Genomic DNA, 25,808 nt, shown 5'->3' on the forward strand with positions numbered 1-25,808 from the left:
AAAGTGTATATAAAATATTGGCCGGAATACCCTCTTAATGATTCTGAAAAAACAAAGATGGCCAATTGGAATAAATTACGTTTAAAATTGTTTTCTTCAAAAAGTCTCATTGAAAATTTATGAGTATATGGATTCAGTGAAAATTTCTATATGGTAATAAACATTGCTACATTAATAAAGTTCCAAAGTTCATCTGAATGAAAAAGAAATTAAATATTATTAATCTTCTACTGCCCCTGCTAGTATTATGTACAATATTGTTTGCAGTGGTGTATTCTTATGAACATATCTCTCATCATAAGCCAAATTCTACAAAGAAAGAATTTGTTAATTCGGGTAAGGTTGATTTTAAAATTCTAAAGGAGATCGAAGAATGTGCAGTCTGCAATTTTAAATTCAGTCCTGTTCCAACTTTTACTTTTGAGTCGTTTCAGTTTTATAGAAGAAGTAATTCAGCTCCGTTGATTTTCTTTTTTGCAATAAGCTATTCTGATTATTTTAAAGGTTATCTCTTTGCACTTCGCGGTCCCCCTATCTTTAAATAATATCGCTTCGCAGGGCAATTCTCTTTTATGCTTTACCTATTTGATAATTATTTTTAACTGTACTACAGTTAGTCTTAAATTTTGTTTGTTAAGCGTAAAATATTAGTATTCTAGATACTACATTCATTAGGTAATCTGGAATAGAATCCAGCGGAAAATAGTTTGCTTTTATCCTAAAAACTTTAACAGTTATCTGCTCATAAAGTTTAGGGGCAAATGATGTTTGTATTTGCCTAGTTATTTTTATTAAACCCAATTAAATTTACATGAGAACTATTTTACTTTCTTCTTTACTTTTATTATTTTACCTTCCGTCTTTTGCACAAGAAATTGCTAGCACAACTGAAAAACAAAAAAAAGTAGTAGCCTTATTTACTGAGTCTGATACCATAAAAAATAAAAAAGAAGAGATTCTTAAAGAAGTTGTCCTAACAGTCAACAAACATCCAAAACCGGTAACTGTCTTACGTTCTGGATTAAAACCAATGGATGTTCCGCAAAGCGTTCAAGTTATTGATGCCCAGATGATAGAGCAACAGCAAGCCATTCGCCTGAGCGAAGTTATAAAAAATACTAATGGCGTTTATGTAGGTTCAGCCCGAGGTGGAGTGCAGGAATCATTATGGTCTAGAGGTTATGATATGTCTGCAAATAATATGTTTAAGAACGGTTTTCGTTATAATTCAGGGTCTATACCCGACGTTTCTTCTTTAGAAAAAGTAGAATTTTTAAAAGGAGGTTCTGCATTATTATTTGGAAATGTAGCCCCTGGCGGTATTTTGAATCTGGTAACGAAAACGCCAAAATTTATTAAAGGTGGAGAGATCTCTATGCAGGCGGGAAGCTATGATTTTTACAAACCATCTGTAGATTTTTATGGACCAATAAACAGTTCAATTGCTTACCGCTTTACTGGTTCTTATGAAAATTCAAAAAGTTTTAGAGATTATGTAAAAAGTGATCGTATATACATTAATCCTTCGTTTTTATTTAATATCTCTGAAAAGACGCACATAATAGTACAAGGAGATTATTTAAGTGCTGATTTGACTCCAGACTTTGGTACAGGAATTATTGGTAAGACTATTGTAGATCTTCCGCGTAATAGCTATTTAGGTACTCTTTGGGCAACAGGAAACACAAAATCATCTAGTGCTTCTATATTGTTTAACCATAATTTCACTAAAGATTGGAAATTATGTTTTAATAGTTCATTCCAAAATTACGAAAGAACACAAAAATCGTCAGCTCAATTAAATATAATAGCGGCTAATGGTGACTTTAAACGTGGATTAACACAAGCTGAAGCAGCTGAAAGAATATTTGGTAATCAATTAAGTCTACAAGGTGTTTTTAATACAGGAAGAATCAAACACCAAATATTTACCGGTGTTGATTTCGAAAATTCAATTGCTCCAAATTATACTTTTGGATTTTATGCCGATCGAGATGTAACAACTCCAATTACAACAGATGGGACTGTAATAAATTTGTTCAATTTCGACTACAGAGCACAAAGTCTTGAGGCTCCCTTCAGCAGAATAACCCAGTTGGCCACAACTGATACACAAAGATTTGGGGTATATGCACAAGATTTAATTTCGGTTACTTCCTATATCAAAGTTTTTGCTGGACTGCGCTGGTCTTGGCAGGATAGCGGAATTACCACAGCTAAAGAAGTTATTGAAAAAATCAATAATGTAAATACCATCACAACCAATTATGAAAATGCTGTGTCAGTAGCTGGCGCTAAAACCATAAATAGTGCTTTCTCACCTAAAGTAGGTTTGGTAATTCAACCCGACAGGAATTTGTCTCTTTTTGCAAGTTATTCGAATTCATTTACTCCTAATACCGGAACAACAGTGGATTTAAAAACGTTAGATCCTTCTATAATTGACCAATATGAAGCAGGTCTCAAAAAAGATTTCTGGAATGGAATTTTGAGCACAAACGTAACGGTATATCAAATATCGAATAATAATTTCGCCCAAACTGCACAATATTTAGCAGATGGTGTTACACAAAACGTAGATTCCTCCAAAAAAGAATTGGTAGGATCTACAAAAGGTAAAGGATTGGAGATCGATATTACTTCTAGACCAATTGTAGGTTTAAACATCAATGGTGGATATAGCTTTAACGAAACCAAAGTATCGAAATCTTCAGGAACTAATGGAAGTCTTGTTGCTGGCAATGCCCTGACAAGAACGCCAAAACATACTGCCAATTTAAGCTTTTTCTATACATTTCCTGGTGGCGTACTTAAAGGAATCACTTTTGGAGCCATTGGAAACTATATAGGAGACCGTACTGGAGGCTGGAATGATGATTATTTATGGACTGAAAAAACACCTTCAACTACTCCAAAGACATATATTGTAACGGTTCGAGATCGAAATATTCCCTTAGTAGGATACATGATATTTGATGCTTCTGTGGGTTATAATTGGAATAAAGTATCCATCTTATGTAAGTTATCAAATATCACAAACGAGTTAAATTATGTAGTACATGAAAATTACAGTGTAAATCCAATTGCTCCACGCCAAGTTATGACAAGTTTAAAATATAAATTTTAATCAAAACTTTACATTGCTATTTTAAGATTTTAAAGCTTTAGATTTCTATTTAGAGGAGTAAGAGATATTAAATTCTTCTTGTATAGATTAACCAACATAAAAGCTTTAGATCTCTATTTAGAGGAGTCAGAGATATTAAATTCTTCCTCTTTAGATTAAATAACATTTTTGCATAAACACAACTTTTGAACCTGATCCATTTTTGTCTCCCCACAGGTTTTAGTGTTGATCCGTTTTCGTCTTGATTCATAAAAAGGGATCCAGATTTTCACTGATTTTCGGGTATAAAAAAAGTCCTGAAGTAATTCAGGACTTTTTTGTGGGGAGAGCAGGATTCGAACCTGCGAAGTTCTCACAGCAGATTTACAGTCTGCCCTCGTTGGCCGCTTGAGTATCTCCCCAAAGCTCGTTTTATCTTGCGTTGTTCTGCTAGACGGGTGCAAATATAGGGACACTTTTTAATTCTGCAAACAAAAAACATACTTAATTTTAAGTTTATTTTATGTTGTTTTTTAAATCATTGGTATTGAATAAAATAAAATGAGACCACTAGGTGTTTTATATTTTAAATGTAGGTGGAATAGGATGATTTTGTTTTAAGTTTCGATATTCAGTTTTCAGTATTCGCTTGTATACCTTGAGCCTTTGTAACTTTGAATTTCTATTAAGGAGTTACTTTATGAGTTCCTTCCTTCGTCAGGAAGACAAGATTGGGGATATTGAGTGTTTAGTCTCAGTGTTCAGTTTTCCCCTTTTAGCCTCTGAACCTTTGTAACTCTGAACCTTTCAGCCTTTATTTATTGAGCTATTTCTCGCAAAGACGCAGAATCGCAAAGTTCTCTCTCTTTGAGCCTTTGAATCTTTGTAACTCTGAACCTTTGAGCCTTTTTTTTTGAAACTATTTCTCGCAAAGATGCAGAATCGCAAAGTTCTTTCGTTTACATATCTTTTAACCTTTGAGTCTTTGTTGCTTTGAGTCTCTATTAAGTATTCAGTTTTTCACCTTTGTTCCTTTGTAACTCTGAACCTCTGAGCCTTCTTTTTTTTTGAAACTATCTCTCGCAAAGACGCAAAGTTCTTTCGTTTACATATTTTTTAACCTTTGAGCCTTTATTTATTGAGCTATTTCTCGCAAAGACGCAGAATCGCAAAGTTCTCTCTCTTTGAGCCTTTGAATCTTTGTAACTCTGAACCTTTGAGCCTTTTTTTTGAAACTATTTCTCGCAAAGACGCAGAATCGCAAAGTTCTTTCGTTTACATATTTTTTTACCTTTGAGTCTTTGTTGCTTTGAGCCTATATTGAGTGTTCAGTTTTTCACCTTTGTCCCTTTGTAACTCTGAACCTCTGAACCTCTGAACCTTCATTTTTTGAAACTATTTCTCGCAAAGACGCAAAATCGCAAAGTCTTTTAGCTTACATACGTTTGTGTCTTTCCTAGTTTGTTTCTTTGTAACTCTGAGCCTCCGAACCTTTGAATCTTTGCGCCTCTATTGCAGATTATTAGCTCGTTTTAGGTATTTAAATTAGAAATTTGTGCGATGTTGTATCAAACAAAAAAATCTCCACTAGGGAGATTTTTTGTTTTATTCTGAGTATTGGTATTATTTAGCTAGAAGCTCAATAATTTTTGCTCTTAGTTCGTCACCTCTTAAGTCTTGTGCTACTACTTTTCCAGATGCATCTAGTATAAATGTTGCTGGAATTGATTGAACACCGTATTGAGCTGCAATTGGCTCATCCCAAAACTTTAAGTTTGAAACTTGCGTCCAAGTTAAATTATCTTTTGCAATTGCTTCTTTCCAAGCCTTCGCTTCTTTATCTAAAGAAACACCAATGATGTTAAGACCTTTTGAATGTAACTCTTTGTAAATAGCTACAACATTTGGATTTTCCTTTCTACATGGTCCACACCATGAAGCCCAAAAATCTACAATGGTAACTTTCCCTAAACTTTCTTTAAGAGATACCGTTTTTCCTTCTGGATTAGGAGCAGAAAAATCTGATCTTCAGTTAGCGCTACCAACTGGAGGAGCAGTAGCACCAACAGCAGGCATTTTCATTTGACCGATTTTTTCTTTTATTTCTTTACCTGGTTTAGTGCTTTTTACAGACTCATCTAAACTAGCGTAGATAGTTTCTACTTTTTTCAAATCAGTTGAAGGATCGTTTAACATCCCTTTGATGATTAATGCACTAATAAAAGATTTTGGGTGAGATTCTGCGTAAGTAGTGTACTTAGTTTTAGTTTCAGTTTGTACATCAGCTTGTATTTTCATGAAATCTTTCATTAAACCATTGATTACTGCAGTATCTTGAGCTTGTTGAGCAGTATTCATAGTAGCTGTGTTTTTTTTCTGGAAATCAACTAATTTCTTTTGAACTTTCATAAGTTCGTCGTTGAATTTTACATACTCATCATTGTTGTATGTACCAGAAATTTTAGATTTATGGATACTATCTTTATCTACAGCAATTGTAATTTCTCCAGTTTCAAGAATAAAAGGAACTGGTCCTTGAATGTCTTGTATTTGTAATATGTGAAATGCAGGCTCAGTTACTTTACCTTTAATTTCGAATTTTCCATTTTCAACTTTTACAGTGTCTAATGAGATTGCAGCTCCAGTAGTTGGATCTTGAGTTTGTAGGATGATAGTTTTACCATTTTCGATCCCTTTTGCAGTACCTGTAATTAGGTATTCTCCGTCTTTAACTTTGTTGCAAGAAATTATTGCAATAGAAGCAGTAAGTAAAAAAAATATTTTTTTCATTATTAATTAGTTAATTGATTTGAGGAACAAAAGTATTTAAAATTATATGACTTAAATAATTTTGTAACCTAAAATTTTGTTATAGTTTTAAGAGGGTTAAAAGCTTTGTAGTCAGCTTGTTTTGGGGTGTTTTATTAGGTAGGAGTTATACTTTTATGTTAATTTTAAAATATATAACAATATTTTATGTGTTTTTGTAGCAAAAAAAAAGCATCCGCCAGAGGGGATGCTTTTCTAAAACAACTAGAAAACTAGTCTTGATTTGTTTTCTTTCTCCAAGTAAAAGAGTTAAGAATATGTCTTTTTGCAAATCTTCCAGGAGAATCTGCATTTACCATTTTTACGTAAGTAGCTTTTGGTACACTGATGTACTCATATACGCTACCATTTGAGAAATCAATTATTAATCTTCCTTCTACAAACTTGTAATCTGCAATAGATGAAGTAGCGATTGTTTCTGTGTATTCTGGCAAGTTTAGTTTAATTGTCTCAGGATTGATACTTACCAAAAAGTGGTATGCTTCAATAACTAATTTACTTTTTTCTTCTGCTTCTTTCAAACCAGCGTCGTTACCTTGAAATTTGTCAGGATGACATTCTTTCATAGCATTACGATAGATTGTTTTTAAATCTTTTAATTCTGCAGTTTTGTCTACATTAAGTAACTTGCGGTATTCAACTATTTTTTTCATAAATAAGATAACTACTTGTCTATTAGGTTTAAATTAATATTTGTTTAATTCAAAAAAGACAAATTTTTTGCAAAGGTACACTTTTTTTTAACTTTTTACTTTCGTAGAAAAAAATATTCATAAAATATGTAAAATACTGATTTTTAAGTATTAAAAACTATTTGTTTATGAAAAGTGTCTGCCGAAATTGAAAACTTAGTAAATAATCGAATTATTTTTGCTCTGGTTTATTATTTGCTTTGTCAAAGTTTTTTGACTTTTTTGGATATTTGTTATAACTGATGTCGCTTGGGTTTTCGATAATTGATTTTATAGTAATCCAATCTCCAACTACGTGATTAGCATGTGCTATCTTGTAATCTAAAAGATATTCGCCACAAAAATAATTGTTATTTTCATCCTTCTCCATTATTCCTGTATATACTCCTTTTTGTAACATTTTTTCTTGAGAAGCCTTTGTCATGATATTTTTATTTAAAAATTGATGGTGCAAAGTTAATCAATATATTGTTTCGTTTAGGGAGTTCGTGACAATCTCAGTATATTTGCACATGCAAAAAAACTTTAGACCCAATCCAAATTCGTTCAAGAATACATTTTGTGTTTTTCAGGAAGTGATGATGACAGAAGTTCAAGGTTTGAAAATTCAATTTGAAAGTAAGGCTGGGAGTACCTATTATTATTCGGATTTAGGGATGTATCGGTTTTCAAATCATTGGGGAAGATTAGCCAATAGTAAATGGAGATTAATAGCTTTGGAACCAGAAACAGATTCTAAATTTAAATTAGGTTTTGCATCGTGGAGCTCTTTTTTTCCTGATAATGCTATTGATAAGTTGTATTATATCGAAGCAGATTTTGTGAGAAACAACGTCAATTATCAGCATAAAAATAATCCTGAGTACGACAATAAAGCCATATTGAGAACAAGTTTTGATACGACAAAAAGGATAAAACAAATTAGAAATTTACAGCAACTAACTTCGTGGGCAAAATATTTTGATTACGATGATATTGCTGTTCTAAGAGAATCAATTATTAATGAACTTATTTTTACCAATAAAACATTGGAAGAAATTAAAAAAGAGATAGAGTAATGGGAAGAAATAACGAAAGGAATATCAAGAAACACAACGATAAGTTGCATAAAGCACAAGATAAAGCAAAACAGGCTGTAATTGCGCGTAAGGAGAAACTAAAAGAAATTGTAAGGAAATTTAATGAGGACAAGTCTTCATCAGAAAAATAGAATATAAATATATGGAAAACGATAAATTCAACGGTCTAAAAGAAAGTGTTCAGGAAATAATTGATTTAATTGCTGCTAAGCAAAATAAATCTGCTAATAATAAATTGGTAGAAGTAAGTGATATTTTGGATGAATTACTTGACTTTTCAGAAGAAGACGAAGATTTAATCGAGATTAGTAAATATCAGGTTTTGCTAAATCAATTGCATCAAAAGATTAATACTGCCGAATAATACTAGATTTTACTTTCATGGGAAATTCCAAATGTTTTTGCGATACAGGTTTATCTTTTGATGATTGTTGTGGTTTGTATCTCAAGATTAATCAAAAAGCACCAACAGCTTTGGCTTTAATGCGTTCTCGATTTTCGGCTTACGTTATTAAAGACGCCGATTATTTATTGGCTACAACACATTCTTCAGAAAGAAAATATTATTCTATAGAAGATATTCTAAAATGGGCTACTACCAATGAGTGGCAACGATTAGAGATTATAAACTTTACGGAGACTACAGTTGAATTTAAAGCCTATTTTTTAGATGAAAACAAACAGCCTCAAATACATTACGAATTTTCTACTTTCAAACAAGAAAATGGAGCTTGGTATTATGTTGATGGAAAGTTTGAATGATTTTCACTTTGACTTTTTGGTTATTTTGAATTATATCTTTTAACTAAAAATTAGTATCTGTTTGTTTAGCTTGAATCTAAAATGATGTAATTTTAGAATTATGAAAGAGGAACATAAAAAAGGGTTTTATTTTAAAACGTATGAGGCACCAAATCAGTCACCGTTTGAAAAGCTTTTTGGTATTTTCAAGGAGTTAATCACTCATACTTCAGGTGATTTTGATGAGGCTATAGATTGGCTTCGCGAATTGGATAAAGAATACAAGCTTACAGATGCCAATTATACTATCGACGATTTTATAGAAGATCTTAAAAAGAAAGGTTATATAAAAGACGATTTAAAAGAAGATGGTTCATCTGGAATTGGAATTACTGCTAAGACAGAACGTGCTATCAGACAACAGGCTTTAGATCAGATATTCGGGAATTTAAAGCGGTCTGGAAACGGAAATCATAAAACTAAATATGCTGGAAATGGAGATGAACATACGGGAGAATTCCGTGAATTTCATTTTGGTGATGGATTAGAGCGAATTTCGCTTACTGAAAGTTTGCGTAATGCTCAGATTAATAATGGAGTAGGTAGCTTTATGCTTACCGAAAATGATTTGGTTGTAGAAGAAACGCAATACAAATCGCAAATGAGTACGGTGCTTATGATTGATATTAGCCATAGTATGATTTTGTATGGTGAAGACCGTATTACTCCTGCCAAAAAAGTCGCCATGGCTTTGGCAGAATTAATTACTACTCGTTATCCTAAAGATACACTCGATATCTTAGTTTTTGGAAACGATGCTTGGACAATTGCTATTAAGGATTTGCCTTATTTAAAAGTGGGGCCTTATCATACCAATACTGTGGCTGGTTTACAACTCGCAATGGATTTATTGCGTAGAAAGCGAAATACCAACAAACAAATATTCATGATTACAGATGGTAAACCAAGTTGCGTTCGCGAACGTGATGGTTCTTACTATATGAACAGTAATGGTCTAGATGAATATATTGTTGATAAATGTTACAATCAGGCGCAACAAGCCAGAAAATTGCATATTCCAATCACAACATTTATGATTGCAAACGATCCATATTTACAACGCTTTGTAAATCATTTTACCGAAGCCAATCAAGGAAAGGCATTTTACACAGGATTAAAAGGTCTTGGAGAAATGATTTTTGAAGATTATGAAGCAAATAGGAAGAAAAGAATTAAATAGTTTTTTTTTAAAGGTTCAGAGTTGCAAAGGCTCTAAGGTTTTGAGGTTTTTATAAATTGTCAAACTGAGCGGAGTCGAGGTACAAATTGATAGTTTATTAAAGCATAAAGGTTCTGAGTTGCAAAGGTTCTAAGGTTCTGAGGTTTTTATAAATTGTCATGCTGAGCGCAGATAAACACAGACTAATAGTTTTATGAAATTCAAAGTTGTTATTTTCATTGTCATGCTGAGCGGAGTCGAAGCATTTTCTGAGGTTAAATATAAAATCTTTTGGAATCTTTTCAAACAAAATAAGAAACTAAACCACGTTACAATAAGTAGTATAAAATAATAGTAAAGATTGATATTTTAAAGTTTCAATCTCTTCAATTTTAAAAGTTAAACATGAAAGTAGAAAATATAAAAACATTAGGCGAATTAAAAAAATCAGGATACGTTAGTACAAGTATCAAAGACGAATTAAGAAATAATCTCCGTGAGAAGATAAAATCTGGTAAGCCTGTTTTTGAAGGTGTTCATGGTTTTGAGAATACTGTTATTCCTGAATTAGAACGTGCTATTTTATCACGTCATAATATTAATTTATTAGGACTTCGTGGTCAAGCCAAAACGAGATTGGCTCGTAAAATGGTAGAATTATTAGATGAATATATTCCATTTATAGCCGGTTCAGAGATTAATGATGATCCGCTAAATCCGATATCGCGTTTTGCAAAAGATATAATTGCCGATAAAGGAGATGCAACTCCAATAAGTTGGTTGCACAGGAGTGATCGTTTTTTTGAAAAACTGGCTACACCAGATGTCACCGTTGCCGATTTGATAGGTGATGTCGATCCGATAAAAGCAGCAAATTTAAAATTGTCTTATGCAGATGATAGAGTAATACATTTCGGAATGATTCCGCGTGCCAATCGTTGCATTTTTGTAATTAATGAATTGCCTGATTTGCAAGCAAGAATTCAAGTGGCTTTGTTTAATATTTTACAAGAAGGAGATATTCAGATAAGAGGATTTAAATTAAGAATGCCACTTGATATGCAATTTGTATTTACTGCAAACCCTGAAGATTATACCAATCGTGGTAGTATTGTAACGCCATTAAAGGATAGAATAGGATCACAGATATTAACGCATTATCCCGAAACAGTTGCAATTGCAAGAACTATTACAGAGCAAGAAGCTAAGTTGGATGAAGAACAAGAAAAGACAGTTTATATTCCGAGTTTAGCAAAGGATTTATTAGAGCAAATAAGTTTTGAAGCTCGCGAGAGTGAGTTTGTTGATAATAAAAGTGGAGTAAGTGCCAGAATGAGTATTACTGCTTTTGAAAACTTATTAAGTACTGCAGAGCGTCGTGCATTGCGAGCAGGAGTAGATAAGACTACACTTCGTTTGTCTGACTTTATGGGAATCATTCCTGCGATTACAGGAAAGGTAGAGTTGGTGTACGAAGGGGAGCAGGAGGGAGCTGCTATTGTTGCGCAACATTTAATTGGCGATGCAATAAAAACGTTCTTCCCATTATATTTTCCGAAGATTGAAAAACTTGAAAAGCCAAGCGAAAAAACACCTTTTTCTGATACAGTCGAATGGTTCTTTGCCGAAAGCGGTTTTGAGTTATTAGATGATTGTACAGATGAGGAATACAATGAAATTCTTGATGGAATTGCTCCATTGGATGAATTACTTAAAAAATACCAACCTGAACTGCCAGTAGAAGATCGCTATTTTATGAAGGAATTTATATTATGGGGATTGGTAGAATTTAAAAAACTAAGTAAGGATCGTTTTTCTGAAGGATATGAATTCAAGGATATTTACGGAAGTTTTATCAGTAAGTTGTAAATGATTAAGAATCAAAAAGAGTAACAATTGTTGCTCTTTTTTGATTTTAACTAAGTTTTAATCAGTTGATTGTAAGTCGTTTGTTTTTATTTTATAAATAACTCTACTATTTCTATAGAATATTGGAAATATATTTATAGATTTGTAAAAGAAATGAAAAACGAAAGTCAAAATACAATTCCTTATAACTGCGATGCAATAATGTGCTATATGTATGATTTGTTGTATGAACTAGCTTAGTACGAATTGGTTCTAGTCTTACGGCCAATTTTACATACTTAGATTAGATATTAAAAAAGAAGAATTTAAACGGTTGCTAAAAATATATAAATGAGATTATATTCTATAAATACTAACATTATGATGCAAAGCTGCCACATGAAAATTCCCCCCTGTTGCAGAATTTGCTGTTGTTCATATAAAAACATTTAAGCTCTTTCGTAACAATTTCGAAAGGGTTTTTTTATGCCATTCTTATTTCAATAAAAATGTTTATTTAACCCGTTGGGTACTATCTACTTCGTTATTTTGCTTCGCTAGGGTCGTAAAATGGCATTTAACACATAGAGACATAGTTATAATAGTTTATCGGAATAGAATTTAATAATTAAAGATGATTTAAGAAAAATATATTTTTTCGCATAGCTAATGTGATTTATTTTAAGTGAAACGTCTTTTTTAGAGTTTGTTAAACTATGTCTCTATATGTTAAAATAATTATACCTAACGAGTTTATTTAATAAAAATATAATTTAATACCCCAAAAAGTATGAGTTCAAATATTGCTAAACAGAACCCTTTTCAATCGATGATTGATCGTTTTAATATAGCTGCTGATATTCTAAAATTAGACGAATCGGTTAGGCAAAAATTACAAAGACCAGAGAAACAAATCGTAGTGAATTTTTCTATTACACTTGATAATGGTAAGGAACAAAATTTTGAAGGATATCGTGTCATTCACAATACGGCATTAGGTCCGTCAAAAGGAGGTATTCGCTATGATACAGCTGTAAATCTCGATGAAGTAAAAGCACTTGCAGCTTGGATGACATGGAAATCGGCAGTAACCGGAATTCCTTTTGGAGGAGCCAAAGGAGGGATTATTTGTGATCCGAGGTTACATTCTAAAACAGAATTAGAAAAAATTACACGTGAGTATACCAATACCTTATCTGATATTTTTGGTCCCGATAAAGATGTTCCAGCTCCTGACATGGGGACGGGCCCAGATGAAATGGGCTGGTTAATGGATGAGTTTTCTCTTATTCACGGTAAAACAATTCATTCGGTAGTAACAGGAAAACATTTGCATTCAGGAGGATCTTTGGGTCGGGTAGAAGCAACAGGAAGAGGAGTAAGTATCATAAGCATTCTGGCACTTCAAAAATTAAAATTGCGACCAGCAAGATCCACAGCAGCTATTCAAGGATTTGGCAATGTTGGACTTCATTCTGCTTTGTTTTTATTTGAAAAAGGTGTGAAAATTGTTGCTGTAAGTGATATTTCAGAAGCATTTTACAATCCAGAAGGATTAAACATTCCAGAGCTTATATTGTATTATAATCTAAATAACAAAAGCGTTAACGGTTACCCAAATGCTATTGCTATAAAACATGAAGAGCTATTGCTGCTTGATGTTGATGTTCTTATTCCGGCTGCCAAAGAGGATGTAATTACTGCTGTAAATGCTGGATCTATTCGTGCGAAAATTATTGTGGAAGGAGCAAATGGACCTGTTTCTTCAGATGCTGATACAATCTTGCACGAAAACAATGTTTTGGTAGTTCCCGATATTTTGGCAAATGCAGGAGGTGTTACTGTTTCTTATTTTGAATGGCTCCAGAATTGTCTCTTGGAATCTTGGAAAATTAATCAAATTAATAAACGACTGGAAGACATATTAGAAAAAAGTTTCGAAACAGTTTTTACTACTTCTGTAAAGTACAAAGTAACGCCACGCATTGCAGCTTATATTATTGCGTTGCGTAAAGTAGCCGATGTTCAGCAGGTAAAAGAGATTAAGTTGATTGAGAAAAAATTCAAACAGAATTAAAAATAATTTACGTTTAAACGGGCTTTAAACAAGTTTAAGATAATTTTCATTGGCTATATACAGTATTTTTTTTGGTGTTTTTTTTTTTTTTGAAATACTGCGTTGGTTAGTCGCATTAGTATATAGTCAATGGAGATGTCTTTTTTATTTGTTTTTTGTTATTCTAAGTATATATATTATTTAAAAAATGGAACATATTAATTTTTTGGCCTTTGCTATGCCTGCTTTTTTTCTTTTTGTTTACATTGAGTTTAGAATGGCACAGCGAAGCAACAGACCTGAATTATTCAATTATGAAAGTTCTGTTTCAAACATAAGTATTGGTATTGCGGAGCGATTGATTAATCTATTTATCGCCGCCAGTTTTTATCAATTATATTACTATATCTATAATAATTACAGGCTTTTTGATATACCAAGTAATCTTCTTGTCTGGATTGGATTGATTCTCGCTACAGATTTTGTTTGGTATTGGTATCACAGATTGGGACATGAAATAAATTTTTTCTGGGCTGCGCATATTGTACATCATCACAGTAATGAGTTTAATTTTACTGCTGCTGCAAGAATAACAACTTTTCAAGCAATTATTCGTACTGGTTTTTGGTGTATTTTGCCCTTTATAGGTTTTCATCCTAAGATGGTTATTACTATGCTTATTGTTCATGGTGCTTATTCTTTTTTTACGCATACCCAAGTTATAAAGCGAATAAAATGGTTAGAATATGTTTTTGTTACTCCTTCTGTTCATGGGGTTCATCATGCTTCTGATGAAAAATATTTAGATAAAAATTACGGAGATATGTTTACGTTTTGGGATCGTATCTTTGGAACTTTCCAAGAAGAGGAAGAGCAACCAAAATATGGATTAACACATCCTTTAAAAAGCTATAGTTTTCTTTGGCAACATTTTCATTATTATTTTGAAATCTATGAATTATGGAAACGTTCCCACGGTTTTAAAGCCTGTTGGAATGCTGTATTTGGAAGTCCTGCCAATATGGACCAAGATATTCGTCCGATACTTGAAAAACGATTTCTACAAGATAAAAACATCCCAAACCATAGACTTAAATTTAAGAATTACCTCTATTTGCAACTTGGAGCAAGTACTTTTTTGTTGACTATTTTTACTTATTATTTTGATTCTTTGGATGCATCCGATAAAATATTTGTATTGTCTTTTATCCTAATTACGCTTATTAATTGCGGTGCTCTATTAGAACAACGAAAATGGATTTATTACCTCGAATATTTCCGTGTTTTGATTGGTACAACTTATTTTTTATATGTTTTTGATGAAGTCGAATTCTTTCTTGTTCCTGCCATTTTCCTATTTTTAATGGAGCAAGTTTTTTCTTTGGGAGAGAAGTATCAAAATGCAGTGCTTCAACTTGAAAGTACCGAGTAATAGGCTTTATTTATTAATTTGATTTTACCATAACTGATTCTTTTGCTATATTTGAAAGTAAAAGAATACATAATAAACTGTAAGCATAATTTACAGGAAAAATAAGGATATAGATAATGGGATTAATCAATAGTATTTTTGGTAAAAAAGAAGTGGCTATAAAATCGTATGCCGATTTTTGGAATTGGTTTGTAACAAACGAAAAAGTTTTTTTTAATGCTGTTAGCAATGGAAAAAATATTGAAAATGTTTTCTTTGATAAATTATCGCCCAAATTGGGAGAGCTAAAAGAAGGCTATTTCTTTTTGACAGGGATGTTAAATGATGATACCGCCGAGTTGGTTCTTACTGCCGATGGCAATATTAAAAATATTGTTTTTGTAGAAGATTTGGTAAATGCAGCTCCTCAACTTCCTAATTGGAAATTTACTGCGCTAAAGCCAGCTATGGATATTAATAATCTTGGTATCAGTATGAATGATCATAAATTTAATAAAGAAAATTTATTTTTTTATTCTAATGAAGATAGTGCATTTCCAGATAAAATAGATGTTACAATTGTTCATTTGGATTGTACAGAAGCGAATAAAGCAATTATAACCAATGGAACATTTATCTTTTTGGATAATTACCTTGGAGAGCTTCATTTTACTGAAAACATTGACAGAATTAATGTAGTTGGTTCAACTGAGGCAAATAAAGAATTGGTTCCTATTGAAAAACTAAAGGATTTCCTGATTTGGAGACAAAAAGAATTTGTTGAAAAATACGAAGGAGTGAGACATGATACCGAAAATGACGGATATTCTAGTCTTGAAGCCACCCTAAATAATGGTATGCCATTAATGGCAGTTATTAATTCGACATTGTTTAAATGGGACGCAAAACCATCGCATCCTTGGATAGTAGCTATAAGAATACCGTATGATGGGAAGCATAATAATGGTTTTCCTGATAACGATATGTTTCAGTTATTAAATGAAATTGAAGATGATTTTTTAATGGTAGAATTAAAAGATTCTGATGGGTATTTAAATCTAGGACGTGAAACAGCTGATAGTTTAAGAGAGGTTTATTTTGCTTGTAAAGATTTTAGAAAACCTTCCCTTGTTCTTGAAGAAATTAAAAACAAATTTGCCAGTCAGGTTGATATAGAATATGAAATTTATAAAGACAAATACTGGCAATCATTTAGTAGATTTATGAATTAATACTTTGGATTTATGAGGAGGTAAAGGTTCAGAGCTACAAAGGTTCAGAGGGACAGAGTTACAAAGGCTCAAAGTCACAAAGGTTCAAAGGTATGTTAGCGAACAAACTTTGCGATTCTGCGTCTTAGCGAGAAATAGCTTCAAAAAAAGAAGGCTCAAAGGTTCAAAGGTTCAGAGTTTCAAAGGTTCAAAGGTTCAGAGTTTCAAAGGTTCAAAGGTTCAGAGTTTCAAAGGTTCAAAGGTTCAGAGTTTCAAAGGTTCAGAGGAACAAAGATTCAGAGGAACAAAGATTCAGAGGAACAAAGATTCAGAGGAACAAAGATTCAGAGGTATGTTGGCGAACAAACTTTGCGATTCTGCGTCTTAGCGAGAAATAGCTTCAATGAATGAAGGCTCAGAGGTTCAAAGGCTCAGAGGTTCAGAGGAACAAAGGCTCAGAGGTTCAGAGGAACAAAGGCTCAGAGGTTCAAAGGTTCAGAGGAACAAAGATTCAGAGGTATGTTGGCGAACAAACTTTGCGATTCAGCGTCTTAGCGAGAAAAAGTCTCAATAAATGAATGTTCAAAGGTTCAGAGGGGCAGAGTCTCGAAGAGACAGAGATTCAAAGTATATAAGCGAACAAACTTTGCGATTCAGCGTCTTAGCGAGAAATAGCTTCAAAAAAAGAAGGCTCAAAGATTCAGAGTTACAAAGGTTCAAAGGGAAAACTGAGCACCGAAACTGTCCTTCGACTCCGCTCAGGATGACAATACTGAAACTGATTACTCAAAAGAGGTTCAGAGGTTCAAAGTAGGAAAGTCTTAAAGGTGCAGAAAAAAGAAACATTTCTAAAAGTCACAACACCATTTTAAATTAGTAAGGAATTAAGTTTCGAAAATAAGCAACACTTAGATTTCTTAATTCCTTACTAGTTATTTATTTTTATAAATTCATTCCTCCAGAAACTTCAATACGTTGCGCATTAATCCATCGAGCATCTTCCGTACATAAAAAAGCCACAACACCACCGATATCATCTGGTAATCCAGCACGACCCAATGCAGTTACAGACTTAACGTAATCATTATATTGTTGGATATCTCTAACAGCTCCACCTCCAAAATCGGTTTCAATAGCCCCTGGAGCAACAACATTAACGGTAATTTTGCGGCTACCAAGTTCCTTTGCTAGATATTTTGTTAAGGTTTCTATTGCACCTTTCATAGATGCATAAGCAGAGTAGCCTGGTCCAGTAAATCGTGCCAATCCTGTAGAAATATTAATTATTCGCCCACCATCTTGTAAAAAAGGCAATGCTTTTTGGGTTAAAAAATATACACCTTTGTAGTTAATATTCAGTAACTGATCAAATTGCTCTTCGGTCGTTTCAGAGAAAGGAGTATTAATTCCGATACCAGCATTATTGATTAAGAAATCAAAGCGTTCAGCATGAAAAGTATCTTTTAAAGCAGTTGCAATTTTGGTGTAAAAAATATCAAAACTTGCTATATCTCCACCAGTATTAAGTTGTAAAGCAATAGCTTTTTGTCCTAATTTTTCAATTTCAGCAACTACAATTTTAGCTTCATCTTCATTGCTATTATAGGTAAGTATTACATCGATTCCTTTTTTAGCAATGCTTATTGCCATATTTTTTCCTAATCCTCTACTGCCTCCAGTTACTAAGGCTATTTTAGTGTTTGTTGCCATTTTTATATTTGTTTATAAATGAAAGAACAAAGGTAAATGAGAAGCAAAAGGAGCTGTTTGCAAATTTCAATCAGATGTTTGCAAAATTCAAATCCAATAAATTATAAACGAAATGATAACGGAGTAATTGAGGTTTGTTTTTTGAAAAAGTTAGAAAAATGGGCTAGTTCTTCAAAACCCAGAGCGTATGCAATTTCAGATACATTCCAATTCGTTTCTTTTAGTAAAATCTTTGCTTCTTGAGTTAGTCGGCTACTGATTAATTCGGTAGTAGTTTTTCCGGTATTTTCTTTAAGTACTTTATTAAGATGATTTACATGAATAGATAATCGAGTAGCAAAATCTTTGGCAGTTTTTAATTCTACTTTCTGATGTGGAGACTCTATAGGAAATTGTCTTTCAAGTAATTCTATGAACAATGAGGAAACTCTTGTGGCCGAATTGTGTTTGGAATATAAAGCAGTTACAGGCTGTAGTTTTTGTCCAAAATGAATTAATTCTGATACATAATTCCGAATTAAATCATATTTATAGGCATAATCAGAATCGATTTCGGTATGTATCTTTTTGAATATTAGCTCAATTTCGGTAGTTTCGTTATCACTGAGTTCAAAAATAGGATAGCCATCAGATTTAAATATAGGTAGCTCATCTAGTTCTATTCCGTTTTTATTACCTGTTATGAATTCTGATGTAAAAATACAAAAATAACCAGATTGATCAGTGTCTAGAGGTACGTAATGATACGGGATTTTGGGAGTTGCAAACAAGATGGCATTCTTCTTAATGTCAATTACCTTGTTAGCGTATTCAGCTCTGTTTTTACCTCTAATCAAACTTATTTTGTAATAAGTTCTTCGATCATAAGCCATAACGGGTTTGTTTTCAAACTTCTCCCAGAGCTCTTTTATATTGAAAACATTAAAGTGTCCAATTTCTTTTTTTATATCATTGGGCAATAATGAGCTAGGCTCAATATTTGATCCTTCTGTGATTTCTTTATAAAATTGGTCGATTGAAGTCGTTTTCATGTAAATGACTTGTAAGATTCAAATATACGAAATATAATTATTAAGGATTTAAATAGATTTTAATCTAAAAAAGGGTTCCTTGAATCAATTCAGGTTGTGTATTACTATTAAATTTAAAAGTATCAATTACCATGAATTGTTTTATAGTATCGTCAAACTGTCTCAATACGATAGCATCACATACAAAATTGAGATCGATTGAGGTGAAAATCTGGTTTGCAATTTTTATATTCTCAGGACTTAATCTTCGGGCAATTGACAGATGAGGACTATCACTTTTTTTCATATTCGAGATAAGAAGTGATTGTTGAACCCGTTTCATAATTGGTTTTAATCTATTTTTAGAAGTTTCGCTAGGAGTTATTACAAATGCACCATTTGCATAAGAACTAAAGCCGTCTAATTGTATTTCAAATGGTTCAAAACTATCACACAATCGGTTTAATTTGGATTTAACAAGTTCAAGTTCTTTGTCTGAAGCTTTGAATTCACAAATGGTATTATGGGCAACAGAATTTTTACTATTAAACCATCCAACTTCTTTAGCCAGTTGTTCTTTCATTGATTTAATTATGCCAATGATTGGTTCAGAAGGATATATTGCAACCGAATAGTGTTTCAGCATTGTAGATTTTATTTCTTATAAAATTAGAGATTTACAAAGTTACAATACTAACAGTTGAGGTTTTTTAATTTTTTAACTGAAAATATTTAGAAGTATTATTAATTGTCACTTCAGTATTTGTTACTAAATCTGGATAATTATTTGGTTTAAGAATTATATAAGCAGATTCTGGTTTTTTGTTAATGAAATTTCAGGACTAGACATATCATAAGCGGTGTGGCTCAATGTTACAATATATATTCGTGACATCTGGATTTTTATTCATTGCATTCATCAAATAGTTTTTTACTTGAAATAAATAAGTTTAATGATTCATATAAATTATTAATATAATCTTTTCCATAGTCGTTTAAAATAGAGATACATTTATGAGAGTTCCTTATGTTTGATAATATTTCTCCTAAAACTTGTCTTTTAGCTTCTAAATCTGAATTTTTAATCATTTCCTCTTCGAAAATATCTATTAAAGTTTCTTTCGTAATTATATTTGTTAATATGAATTCCTGAATTAAAACTACTAATTTAAATTCGGCAATTATTGAACCATAATTTGTATTTTGAATGTTATTGACAACAAAAAATAATTTATCCTTAAATTCTTCTATTTGCATTTTATTTTAATTTATTTTAAAGGTATCTATAAAATTTTAGTAGTTGATAATAAACCATTAAATTGGTTTTCGGTCCCACGCTAGCGCGAGCATCTTGCTCGTGAGCATAAATAAATTTTCAATATTAGCTAAAAAAATAAGCAGAAAACACATATTTAGCTAAAAAGCTGAAACTTGTTTTATCAATTTATTACTAATTTTATTGATTCCGAAATACGATTCTACATGAGATTATGATAATAACAATCAAACTTTTTTTCAAACTGATATTGATTGATTAAGATTGTGCTCACGAGCAAGATGCTCGCGCTAGCTGAGTGAGCTCTGACTTCAAATTACTACTTTCGGCTGTCGTCGTATTTTATATTATTATCCTAAATTACTATTCATTATATCTTCTCTAGAAAATCCTGCATTTAAAATCGCTATTGTATCGGTGATTTCTTTTGAATAATCTACTCTAATTATTTCAGGGGAGTCTGATAAATATTTAACTTTATAAAACTTACCAATATCTTTTAATGAAATTGTCGCTTTTAAATCATTTTCATGAAAATTATATTTTTCATTTTTTATGCGATAGGATATATATATATTAGACCATTTAGGTAGTCTTTTAATACTATCAATTTTACCAATTGTTATTAGACCTTTTTCTTTTAATTCATTTTCGTATTTATAACTTCGTATCTGACCGTACAAAACAAAAATAAAAAAAGCCATTAAAAATAATAACGGTATAATATTTCTCTTATTTATCATAATTAATCTAATATTTTTGGAGCAACATTTGCTCCAACTCCAATAACTCCTTTAAAATATTCTTTGACCACTGTCTCTCCAAAACTAGAACCCGAAAGGTAATTATCTGTGGCCTTCCCAAAATGATTACTTATAAACTTGATCTCCACATTCAAAATTGAAACTTAAAACAGTATCTTTTTTATGGATACTAAAAATAAGTTCACCTTTCTTTTTTACAAGTGTATCTCCAACTTCTATATAGCCTTTGTAAATAGACCACCATCTATCGCTTATTTGTGAATTACAATCACATTTTTTTTCTGTTATTGGGTTGGTTCCTTTATAGTCAAATCGACTGTATTTATCAGTTAATTTTTCAACTATTAAAAGACACTCATCATCACGGCGAGCATCTGCTAACAATTCACAATCAACAACTGATCCACAGGAAAACATCAATAAAATAACACTTAACAAAATAATACATTTCATAATTTTTTTATTTGTCAATATACTTAGATGGAATGGGGGAAATTCCGCGCGGCATTTGGCTACATATCCAAGCAATAGTACATTGTTATTCTATTCCTAAATTACTATTCATTATATCTTCTCTAGAAAATCCTGCTTTTAAAATAGCTAATGTATCGGTGATTTCTTTTGAATAATTACCTCTAACTATTTCAGGAGATTCAGGTAAGTATCTGATTTCATAAAATTTCCCAATGTCTTTATTAGAGATTCCTGTCTGTAAACCATTTTCATAGGAAGTATATCGCTTGTCTCCAATAAAATACGACATATGTAAATAAGACCACTTTGGTAACTCTTCAATACTGTCAATCCTACTAATTGTTACAACACCTTTTTCTTTTAATTCATTTTCGTATTTATAACTTCGTATCTGACCGTACAAAACAAAAATAAAAAAAGCCATCAAAAATAATAACGGTATAATATTTCTCTTATTTATCATAATTAATCTAATTATTGATAACGAACAAGCAAACAAAAAACTTAATCCACCAAGGCAACAAAGCTCTTCTTCTCTCAGTAACTTCAAAATTATAATTCATAAATTTCTCTACACATTAAATTCTATACAACAAATTAAATAACATAATACAGAATATTTTTCGATTTGTTTATTTTCTACAAGAAATTTGATATCTAAATTATAACCTTCTAAATCTAAAATATCCCTCATAGATACAATAGCAATTAATTCCGAATTAAAATATATCTTGGAAAAAATCTTTTTATTAAAGAAAAAAAAAGGATTATTTTTAATTCTAATTTGATTTTCATCAATTAAAAAATCTGTCATATATAGTTGTTGTTTGATAATATTAATTTTCTCAAAAAAAGATTGATATAAAATTTGTTTTTTAAAAAAAATACCTAATTGTATTTTACCTATTTTATTATCCCCTTCGAAAATTTCTCCATAAGTTTTAAAAGAAAGCAATGGTGTATTTCTAATCATTGTATAAACTATATTTCTATCATCGTAGACAGTAATTTTACTTTTATTTTTTACATTTATCTGTATCATTCTTGAGTTCCTATTTTTAAATCCACACTAATTCCAAAAAATGCTCTAATACCAGCTCCAATATCTAAGCAATTACAATAAGTTGCCATGGTTGCTCTTGGAGATACATTTAAACCTGAATGACTTGGTAAAAAATTATTTCCGAAATCTAAGGCTGTTTGTCCATGATATTTTAATTTTCCATTCCATATGTCCCATCAAGATTTTTTATTTAATTCTACCTATTGTTCAGAACAGGTATTAATGTATATAGGGTCACAATTTATTAAAGACAGAAAGCCTCGTAGATACGAGGCTTATATCTCATAATTTTTTTATTCGTCAATATACTTAGATGGAATGGGGGAGATTCCGCGCAGCATTTGGCTACATATTCAAGCAATAGTACATTGTTATTCTATTCCTAAATTACTATTCTCAATATCTTCTCTAGAAAATCCTGCTTTTAAAATAGCTAATGTATCGGTGATTTCTTTTGAATAATTACCTCTAACTATTTCAGGAGATTCAGGTAAGTATCTGACTTCATAAAATTTTCCAATATCTTTATTAGAGATTCCTGTGTGCAAACCATTTTGATAGGAAATATATCGCTTGTCTCCAATATAATATGACATATGTAAATAAGACCACTTTGGCAACTCTTCAATCCTGTCAATCCTGCCAATAGTTGTTACACCACTTGCTTTTAATTTATTATCAGTGTTGTAACCCCATAGATACGCGAACATAAGAAGTAAAAACATCCCTCCTAGAATTATTATTGCTTTTGTTTTAACTTTCATAATTATTCTATTTCTTGTGGAATCGAATTTGCCCCAACTCCGATAACTCCTTTAAAATATTCTTTGACCACTGTTTCCCCAAAGCTTGAACCTGAAAGATGGTTGTCAGTCGCCTTCCCAAAACGATTACTTAATACCGAAGCACCTGCTTGAACGGCCCATTTATTAAATGATTTTGGCACTGAAGGTCCATCATCTTCCATGAAATTATTAGGCGTATAACTAAATGTTTCTCCAAAAATAACAGGGGCAAATCCAGGAACAATAGAACTACCAGCCGAAAATAAATTTATTTCTCCAAAATTTCTTCCGTTTGATAAATATTGAGCTCCTGCATTCCCGACTACATTAGTTATTGCAGATTGCAGAGTTATTTAAGAAAATGCTGACGCAACTTCTGCAATCGCATAAGACCCTCCTGCCGCCAGACTTCCTGAAACTGCCAATATTGGTAAAGCGACTACACCAGCAACCATTGCAGCATGAGTGGGGTCTTTATCAGGACCATAGGCTCCTGATGGAACATAATTGCTTTTATATCCTTTAATATTAACATTGTTTAATGCAATAGTATTACCTAAATCTTTCGCTCCATTCTGTCCTATCCAAGTAGTCGTAGCTTTATTGTATTTCCAACTACCACTACTATCAGTATGAATAGCCCCATCATTTGCGTCTACACCAGTAGGGGGGGGGCTGCAATCATACCTGTTGGATCAACAAAATTTATAGGATTATTGAAAGCATAAACATACGAACCATAATTAGGCATTTTTTCACTTAATGGGTCTGGAGATATCCATCGTCCTACAGCATCACCAATAGGTTGTGCATAAGGATCTGTAGGGTCATGGATTATGCGTCCAACAATTTGTTGGTTCTTTACATGCCAGCGGACTCTACCAATAGTGACGATACTATCTAGGTCATGAACTTCGAGATATTTTCCGTTACTCAACGTTGCAACATGCGCTTTTGAACCATATTTAGCAAATGGATTTCCTGCTAGAATATTTTTTGCTCTTCTTTCCTGTTCTTCTTTTGATAAAATTTTCTGAGCCGAAACTACATTAAAACTAAGGACTAAAAGTATTAAAAAATATAGGTTTTATGTTTATTGTTGTTTAGGGCTCTATTCTAGAACTTTATTTTATGTTAAATATAGTTTTATCATTTTCTTTGGCAATAAAGAAAATGCTATAATTAAATTTTTCTTTATTATTTTAATTATTTATCGTTAAACTTAATTGTTTTAAAAGAATTAACTAATAAATCACTTTCAGTCTTATTTAAATTTTCTCCAATTATTGTTAATCTGTTTTTAGATTTTTTAACACTATCAATTGAGATTCCTGTAAATCCTTTACCTTCATTTTTAGGAATTCTTAATTTTGATTTATGTTTATCAATAATAATATACATATAAAATTCATTTAAAAACGTACCTTGAGCTTGATCTATTTCAGGAGTATAAGACCAAAATAAATTTTCCGTATCCATGCCCATTTCTTTATACTTTAAAAATTGTTTTCTAGAAAAAACTTTATTAGTTTCATTAAATTTCTCAGTATTTTCTCCAAAATCACTTGTTATGGTATCGCCTTTTGCAGTTATAATAACTCCTAAATAACTATCAATTCCTCTTTGATTTATTTCTTTCCAATCACTTGGTATGTCTATCTGATAATTTCCAATATTAATAGTTTTTGCTTTATCTTCATTACAACTGAAAATAAATATTGTTAGTAAGATGACTATTATTTTTTTGTACTTTTTCATTGTTATTTTATTTTATTTTTTGATAAAAAATCATTTACCTGTGTTTGAATCTTAGTGTTATAGTTTGTACTATTTTGAGATTGAATATAAATCCCATTTCCTTCTAGAGGACCTACTTGATTATACAAAATATTACCTCTTTCAGAAGCACTTGTAGAAGTAGTACCTGCTATGATTGATGGATTCATTAATCCTCCATTCTTATGCTCTAATCCTAAATTGTGACCTATTTCATGTTGAGCTGCTTGATTAAAAGTACTATTTTTTATTGTTCCAATTTCTACAGCACTTACTCTTCCTCCTTTAATTGCTAAACCTACAGGTTTAATGCCATTAGCTATTTTGGGTATATCATTTACTAACATCATGACGTGGTCATTTTCTCCAACTTCTTTTAAAGAGCTTACAACTTTATAATCAAGAAAAACATTTTGCAAATTATCAGATGCATAAATATCATTGCCTCTAAAATCTTTTTGCGCAACACCCGTCATTGACGATAGTTGAACAGACCCAACAGATTTATTAAACATTGTTTTAGATAAATCTGCACTGTTTGAGTTAACAATGGTTAAGGTCATTCTTATACTTATATCTCTTTGAACATAGTGAATATCTCCTTTTTTATTAGAAACGTTGGTGATTATATCATATGGTAATGGTGCCATTCCATCAGGATCAACAAAATTTATAGGATTATTGAAAGCATAAACATACGAACCATAATTAGGTGTTTTTTTTCTGAAAACGAATTTTAATTTGCGCACTACACAAAT

General features: G+C 31.6%; 27 protein-coding genes, 1 tRNA gene and 1 pseudogene. 10 read left to right on the plus strand and 19 right to left on the minus strand.

Annotated elements, in window-relative coordinates; all coding sequences use genetic code 11:
• Positions 1 to 811: 811 nt before the first annotated feature.
• Positions 812 to 3,127 carry a TonB-dependent siderophore receptor gene (locus tag QWY99_RS07115; RefSeq protein WP_290263138.1) on the plus strand — a complete coding sequence of 772 codons (2,316 nt, stop codon included), beginning with the start codon at positions 812 to 814 and terminating at the stop codon, positions 3,125 to 3,127.
• Between the two features lie 320 nt (positions 3,128 to 3,447).
• On the opposite strand, the gene QWY99_RS07120 is transcribed toward QWY99_RS07115, so the two are convergent.
• The 5 genes and pseudogenes from QWY99_RS07120 to QWY99_RS07135 all read right to left on the minus strand — a co-directional run bounded on the left by QWY99_RS07120 (position 3,448) and on the right by QWY99_RS07135 (position 7,051).
• A tRNA-Tyr gene (locus QWY99_RS07120) sits at positions 3,448 to 3,528 on the minus strand.
• Positions 3,529 to 4,729: 1,201 nt separating this feature from the next.
• Positions 4,730 to 5,116, minus strand: a pseudogene (locus QWY99_RS22255) (peroxiredoxin family protein); the annotation flags it as partial.
• Positions 5,117 to 5,134: 18 nt separating this feature from the next.
• Complete coding sequence (locus QWY99_RS07125; protein WP_290263140.1) at positions 5,135 to 5,896, minus strand: DUF4369 domain-containing protein; 762 nt, start codon at positions 5,894 to 5,896, stop codon at positions 5,135 to 5,137.
• A 251-nt stretch (positions 5,897 to 6,147) separates the two neighbouring features.
• Positions 6,148 to 6,588 (minus strand): KTSC domain-containing protein, encoded by a 441-nt coding sequence (locus QWY99_RS07130; RefSeq protein ID WP_290263142.1) that lies wholly within the window; start codon positions 6,586 to 6,588, stop codon positions 6,148 to 6,150.
• A 211-nt stretch (positions 6,589 to 6,799) separates the two neighbouring features.
• The gene (locus QWY99_RS07135; RefSeq protein WP_039115206.1) at positions 6,800 to 7,051 is read right to left on the minus strand and encodes a hypothetical protein; all 252 of its coding nucleotides are present in this window, start codon (positions 7,049 to 7,051) and stop codon (positions 6,800 to 6,802) included.
• An 88-nt stretch (positions 7,052 to 7,139) separates the two neighbouring features.
• Between QWY99_RS07135 and QWY99_RS07140 the strand changes: the two genes are divergently transcribed.
• The 9 genes from QWY99_RS07140 to QWY99_RS07180 all read left to right on the plus strand — a co-directional run bounded on the left by QWY99_RS07140 (position 7,140) and on the right by QWY99_RS07180 (position 16,213).
• Entirely contained in the window at positions 7,140 to 7,685 is a 546-nt protein-coding gene (locus QWY99_RS07140) for a hypothetical protein (RefSeq protein ID WP_290263148.1), read from the plus strand.
• Positions 7,685 to 7,837: a hypothetical protein gene (locus QWY99_RS07145; protein WP_290263150.1), complete on the plus strand. Its 153-nt coding sequence runs from the start codon at positions 7,685 to 7,687 to the stop codon at positions 7,835 to 7,837. The genes QWY99_RS07140 and QWY99_RS07145 overlap by 1 nt, the downstream gene beginning before the upstream one ends.
• An 11-nt stretch (positions 7,838 to 7,848) precedes the next feature.
• A complete protein-coding gene (locus QWY99_RS07150; protein ID WP_129538940.1) occupies positions 7,849 to 8,070 on the plus strand; it encodes a hypothetical protein in 222 nt (73 codons plus the stop codon).
• 17 nt (positions 8,071 to 8,087) lie between these two features.
• A complete protein-coding gene (locus tag QWY99_RS07155; RefSeq protein ID WP_290263153.1) occupies positions 8,088 to 8,468 on the plus strand; it encodes a YchJ family protein in 381 nt (126 codons plus the stop codon).
• Positions 8,469 to 8,568: 100 nt separating this feature from the next.
• Positions 8,569 to 9,687 carry a vWA domain-containing protein gene (locus QWY99_RS07160; protein WP_290263155.1) on the plus strand — a complete coding sequence of 373 codons (1,119 nt, stop codon included), beginning with the start codon at positions 8,569 to 8,571 and terminating at the stop codon, positions 9,685 to 9,687.
• 384 nt (positions 9,688 to 10,071) lie between these two features.
• A complete protein-coding gene (locus QWY99_RS07165; protein WP_290263157.1) occupies positions 10,072 to 11,535 on the plus strand; it encodes an AAA family ATPase in 1,464 nt (487 codons plus the stop codon).
• Positions 11,536 to 12,304: 769 nt separating this feature from the next.
• Complete coding sequence (locus QWY99_RS07170; protein ID WP_290263159.1) at positions 12,305 to 13,591, plus strand: Glu/Leu/Phe/Val family dehydrogenase; 1,287 nt, start codon at positions 12,305 to 12,307, stop codon at positions 13,589 to 13,591.
• A gap of 187 nt (positions 13,592 to 13,778) precedes the next feature.
• Positions 13,779 to 15,002, plus strand: a complete 1,224-nt coding sequence (locus QWY99_RS07175; protein ID WP_290263162.1) for a sterol desaturase family protein — start codon at positions 13,779 to 13,781, stop codon at positions 15,000 to 15,002.
• 116 nt (positions 15,003 to 15,118) lie between these two features.
• Entirely contained in the window at positions 15,119 to 16,213 is a 1,095-nt protein-coding gene (locus QWY99_RS07180; RefSeq protein ID WP_290263165.1) for a DUF695 domain-containing protein, read from the plus strand.
• A 921-nt stretch (positions 16,214 to 17,134) separates the two neighbouring features.
• Here QWY99_RS07180 and QWY99_RS07185 read toward each other — a convergent pair.
• From QWY99_RS07185 to QWY99_RS07250, 14 genes are all read right to left on the minus strand, one after another.
• Complete coding sequence (locus tag QWY99_RS07185) at positions 17,135 to 17,902, minus strand: SDR family NAD(P)-dependent oxidoreductase (protein WP_290263167.1); 768 nt, start codon at positions 17,900 to 17,902, stop codon at positions 17,135 to 17,137.
• Positions 17,903 to 18,003: 101 nt separating this feature from the next.
• Positions 18,004 to 18,933 carry a helix-turn-helix domain-containing protein gene (locus tag QWY99_RS07190; protein WP_290263170.1) on the minus strand — a complete coding sequence of 310 codons (930 nt, stop codon included), beginning with the start codon at positions 18,931 to 18,933 and terminating at the stop codon, positions 18,004 to 18,006.
• 64 nt (positions 18,934 to 18,997) lie between these two features.
• The gene (locus tag QWY99_RS07195; protein WP_290263173.1) at positions 18,998 to 19,558 is read right to left on the minus strand and encodes a 2'-5' RNA ligase family protein; all 561 of its coding nucleotides are present in this window, start codon (positions 19,556 to 19,558) and stop codon (positions 18,998 to 19,000) included.
• Between the two features lie 257 nt (positions 19,559 to 19,815).
• Positions 19,816 to 20,169, minus strand: a complete 354-nt coding sequence (locus tag QWY99_RS07200) for a hypothetical protein (protein WP_290263175.1) — start codon at positions 20,167 to 20,169, stop codon at positions 19,816 to 19,818.
• Between the two features lie 369 nt (positions 20,170 to 20,538).
• Entirely contained in the window at positions 20,539 to 20,931 is a 393-nt protein-coding gene (locus QWY99_RS07205; protein WP_290263177.1) for a hypothetical protein, read from the minus strand.
• Between the two features lie 2 nt (positions 20,932 to 20,933).
• Complete coding sequence (locus QWY99_RS07210; protein ID WP_290263178.1) at positions 20,934 to 21,080, minus strand: hypothetical protein; 147 nt, start codon at positions 21,078 to 21,080, stop codon at positions 20,934 to 20,936.
• Positions 21,058 to 21,405 carry a hypothetical protein gene (locus QWY99_RS07215; protein ID WP_290263179.1) on the minus strand — a complete coding sequence of 116 codons (348 nt, stop codon included), beginning with the start codon at positions 21,403 to 21,405 and terminating at the stop codon, positions 21,058 to 21,060. The genes QWY99_RS07210 and QWY99_RS07215 overlap by 23 nt, the downstream gene beginning before the upstream one ends.
• Positions 21,406 to 21,490: 85 nt before the next feature.
• The gene (locus QWY99_RS07220; RefSeq protein WP_290263181.1) at positions 21,491 to 21,889 is read right to left on the minus strand and encodes a hypothetical protein; all 399 of its coding nucleotides are present in this window, start codon (positions 21,887 to 21,889) and stop codon (positions 21,491 to 21,493) included.
• 108 nt (positions 21,890 to 21,997) lie between these two features.
• A complete protein-coding gene (locus QWY99_RS07225) occupies positions 21,998 to 22,468 on the minus strand; it encodes a hypothetical protein (RefSeq protein WP_290263184.1) in 471 nt (156 codons plus the stop codon).
• Between the two features lie 392 nt (positions 22,469 to 22,860).
• Positions 22,861 to 23,253, minus strand: coding sequence for a hypothetical protein (locus tag QWY99_RS07230; RefSeq protein ID WP_290263186.1), 393 nt, complete (start codon positions 23,251 to 23,253; stop codon positions 22,861 to 22,863).
• Between the two features lie 2 nt (positions 23,254 to 23,255).
• Entirely contained in the window at positions 23,256 to 23,456 is a 201-nt protein-coding gene (locus QWY99_RS07235) for a hypothetical protein (RefSeq protein WP_290263189.1), read from the minus strand.
• A gap of 473 nt (positions 23,457 to 23,929) precedes the next feature.
• Positions 23,930 to 24,211: an RHS repeat-associated core domain-containing protein gene (locus QWY99_RS07240; RefSeq protein ID WP_290263190.1), complete on the minus strand. Its 282-nt coding sequence runs from the start codon at positions 24,209 to 24,211 to the stop codon at positions 23,930 to 23,932.
• A 269-nt stretch (positions 24,212 to 24,480) separates the two neighbouring features.
• Positions 24,481 to 25,032 carry a hypothetical protein gene (locus QWY99_RS07245; RefSeq protein WP_290263192.1) on the minus strand — a complete coding sequence of 184 codons (552 nt, stop codon included), beginning with the start codon at positions 25,030 to 25,032 and terminating at the stop codon, positions 24,481 to 24,483.
• A 2-nt stretch (positions 25,033 to 25,034) separates the two neighbouring features.
• Positions 25,035 to 25,799 carry a zinc metalloprotease gene (locus tag QWY99_RS07250; protein ID WP_290263195.1) on the minus strand — a complete coding sequence of 255 codons (765 nt, stop codon included), beginning with the start codon at positions 25,797 to 25,799 and terminating at the stop codon, positions 25,035 to 25,037.
• Positions 25,800 to 25,808: the final 9 nt, after the last annotated feature.

It is taken from the genome of Flavobacterium branchiarum, assembly GCF_030409845.1.
Taxonomy (GTDB): domain Bacteria; phylum Bacteroidota; class Bacteroidia; order Flavobacteriales; family Flavobacteriaceae; genus Flavobacterium; species Flavobacterium branchiarum.

What these genes read in the sequence shown, in the direction of transcription:
- QWY99_RS07115 (WP_290263138.1), top strand. Translation starts at nt 812, where the DNA reads ATGAGAACTATTTTACTTTCTTCTTTACTTTTATTATTTTACCTTCCG.
- QWY99_RS07125 (WP_290263140.1), bottom strand. Translation starts at nt 5,896, where the DNA reads ATGAAAAAAATATTTTTTTTACTTACTGCTTCTATTGCAATAATTTCT.
- QWY99_RS07130 (WP_290263142.1), bottom strand. Translation starts at nt 6,588, where the DNA reads ATGAAAAAAATAGTTGAATACCGCAAGTTACTTAATGTAGACAAAACT.
- QWY99_RS07135 (WP_039115206.1), bottom strand. Translation starts at nt 7,051, where the DNA reads ATGACAAAGGCTTCTCAAGAAAAAATGTTACAAAAAGGAGTATATACA.
- QWY99_RS07140 (WP_290263148.1), top strand. Translation starts at nt 7,140, where the DNA reads ATGCAAAAAAACTTTAGACCCAATCCAAATTCGTTCAAGAATACATTT.
- QWY99_RS07145 (WP_290263150.1), top strand. Translation starts at nt 7,685, where the DNA reads ATGGGAAGAAATAACGAAAGGAATATCAAGAAACACAACGATAAGTTG.
- QWY99_RS07150 (WP_129538940.1), top strand. Translation starts at nt 7,849, where the DNA reads ATGGAAAACGATAAATTCAACGGTCTAAAAGAAAGTGTTCAGGAAATA.
- QWY99_RS07155 (WP_290263153.1), top strand. Translation starts at nt 8,088, where the DNA reads ATGGGAAATTCCAAATGTTTTTGCGATACAGGTTTATCTTTTGATGAT.
- QWY99_RS07160 (WP_290263155.1), top strand. Translation starts at nt 8,569, where the DNA reads ATGAAAGAGGAACATAAAAAAGGGTTTTATTTTAAAACGTATGAGGCA.
- QWY99_RS07165 (WP_290263157.1), top strand. Translation starts at nt 10,072, where the DNA reads ATGAAAGTAGAAAATATAAAAACATTAGGCGAATTAAAAAAATCAGGA.
- QWY99_RS07170 (WP_290263159.1), top strand. Translation starts at nt 12,305, where the DNA reads ATGAGTTCAAATATTGCTAAACAGAACCCTTTTCAATCGATGATTGAT.
- QWY99_RS07175 (WP_290263162.1), top strand. Translation starts at nt 13,779, where the DNA reads ATGGAACATATTAATTTTTTGGCCTTTGCTATGCCTGCTTTTTTTCTT.
- QWY99_RS07180 (WP_290263165.1), top strand. Translation starts at nt 15,119, where the DNA reads ATGGGATTAATCAATAGTATTTTTGGTAAAAAAGAAGTGGCTATAAAA.
- QWY99_RS07185 (WP_290263167.1), bottom strand. Translation starts at nt 17,902, where the DNA reads ATGGCAACAAACACTAAAATAGCCTTAGTAACTGGAGGCAGTAGAGGA.
- QWY99_RS07190 (WP_290263170.1), bottom strand. Translation starts at nt 18,933, where the DNA reads ATGAAAACGACTTCAATCGACCAATTTTATAAAGAAATCACAGAAGGA.
- QWY99_RS07195 (WP_290263173.1), bottom strand. Translation starts at nt 19,558, where the DNA reads ATGCTGAAACACTATTCGGTTGCAATATATCCTTCTGAACCAATCATT.
- QWY99_RS07200 (WP_290263175.1), bottom strand. Translation starts at nt 20,169, where the DNA reads ATGCAAATAGAAGAATTTAAGGATAAATTATTTTTTGTTGTCAATAAC.
- QWY99_RS07205 (WP_290263177.1), bottom strand. Translation starts at nt 20,931, where the DNA reads ATGATAAATAAGAGAAATATTATACCGTTATTATTTTTAATGGCTTTT.
- QWY99_RS07215 (WP_290263179.1), bottom strand. Translation starts at nt 21,405, where the DNA reads ATGAAATGTATTATTTTGTTAAGTGTTATTTTATTGATGTTTTCCTGT.
- QWY99_RS07220 (WP_290263181.1), bottom strand. Translation starts at nt 21,889, where the DNA reads ATGATAAATAAGAGAAATATTATACCGTTATTATTTTTGATGGCTTTT.
- QWY99_RS07225 (WP_290263184.1), bottom strand. Translation starts at nt 22,468, where the DNA reads ATGATACAGATAAATGTAAAAAATAAAAGTAAAATTACTGTCTACGAT.
- QWY99_RS07230 (WP_290263186.1), bottom strand. Translation starts at nt 23,253, where the DNA reads ATGAAAGTTAAAACAAAAGCAATAATAATTCTAGGAGGGATGTTTTTA.
- QWY99_RS07235 (WP_290263189.1), bottom strand. Translation starts at nt 23,456, where the DNA reads ATGGAAGATGATGGACCTTCAGTGCCAAAATCATTTAATAAATGGGCC.
- QWY99_RS07245 (WP_290263192.1), bottom strand. Translation starts at nt 25,032, where the DNA reads ATGAAAAAGTACAAAAAAATAATAGTCATCTTACTAACAATATTTATT.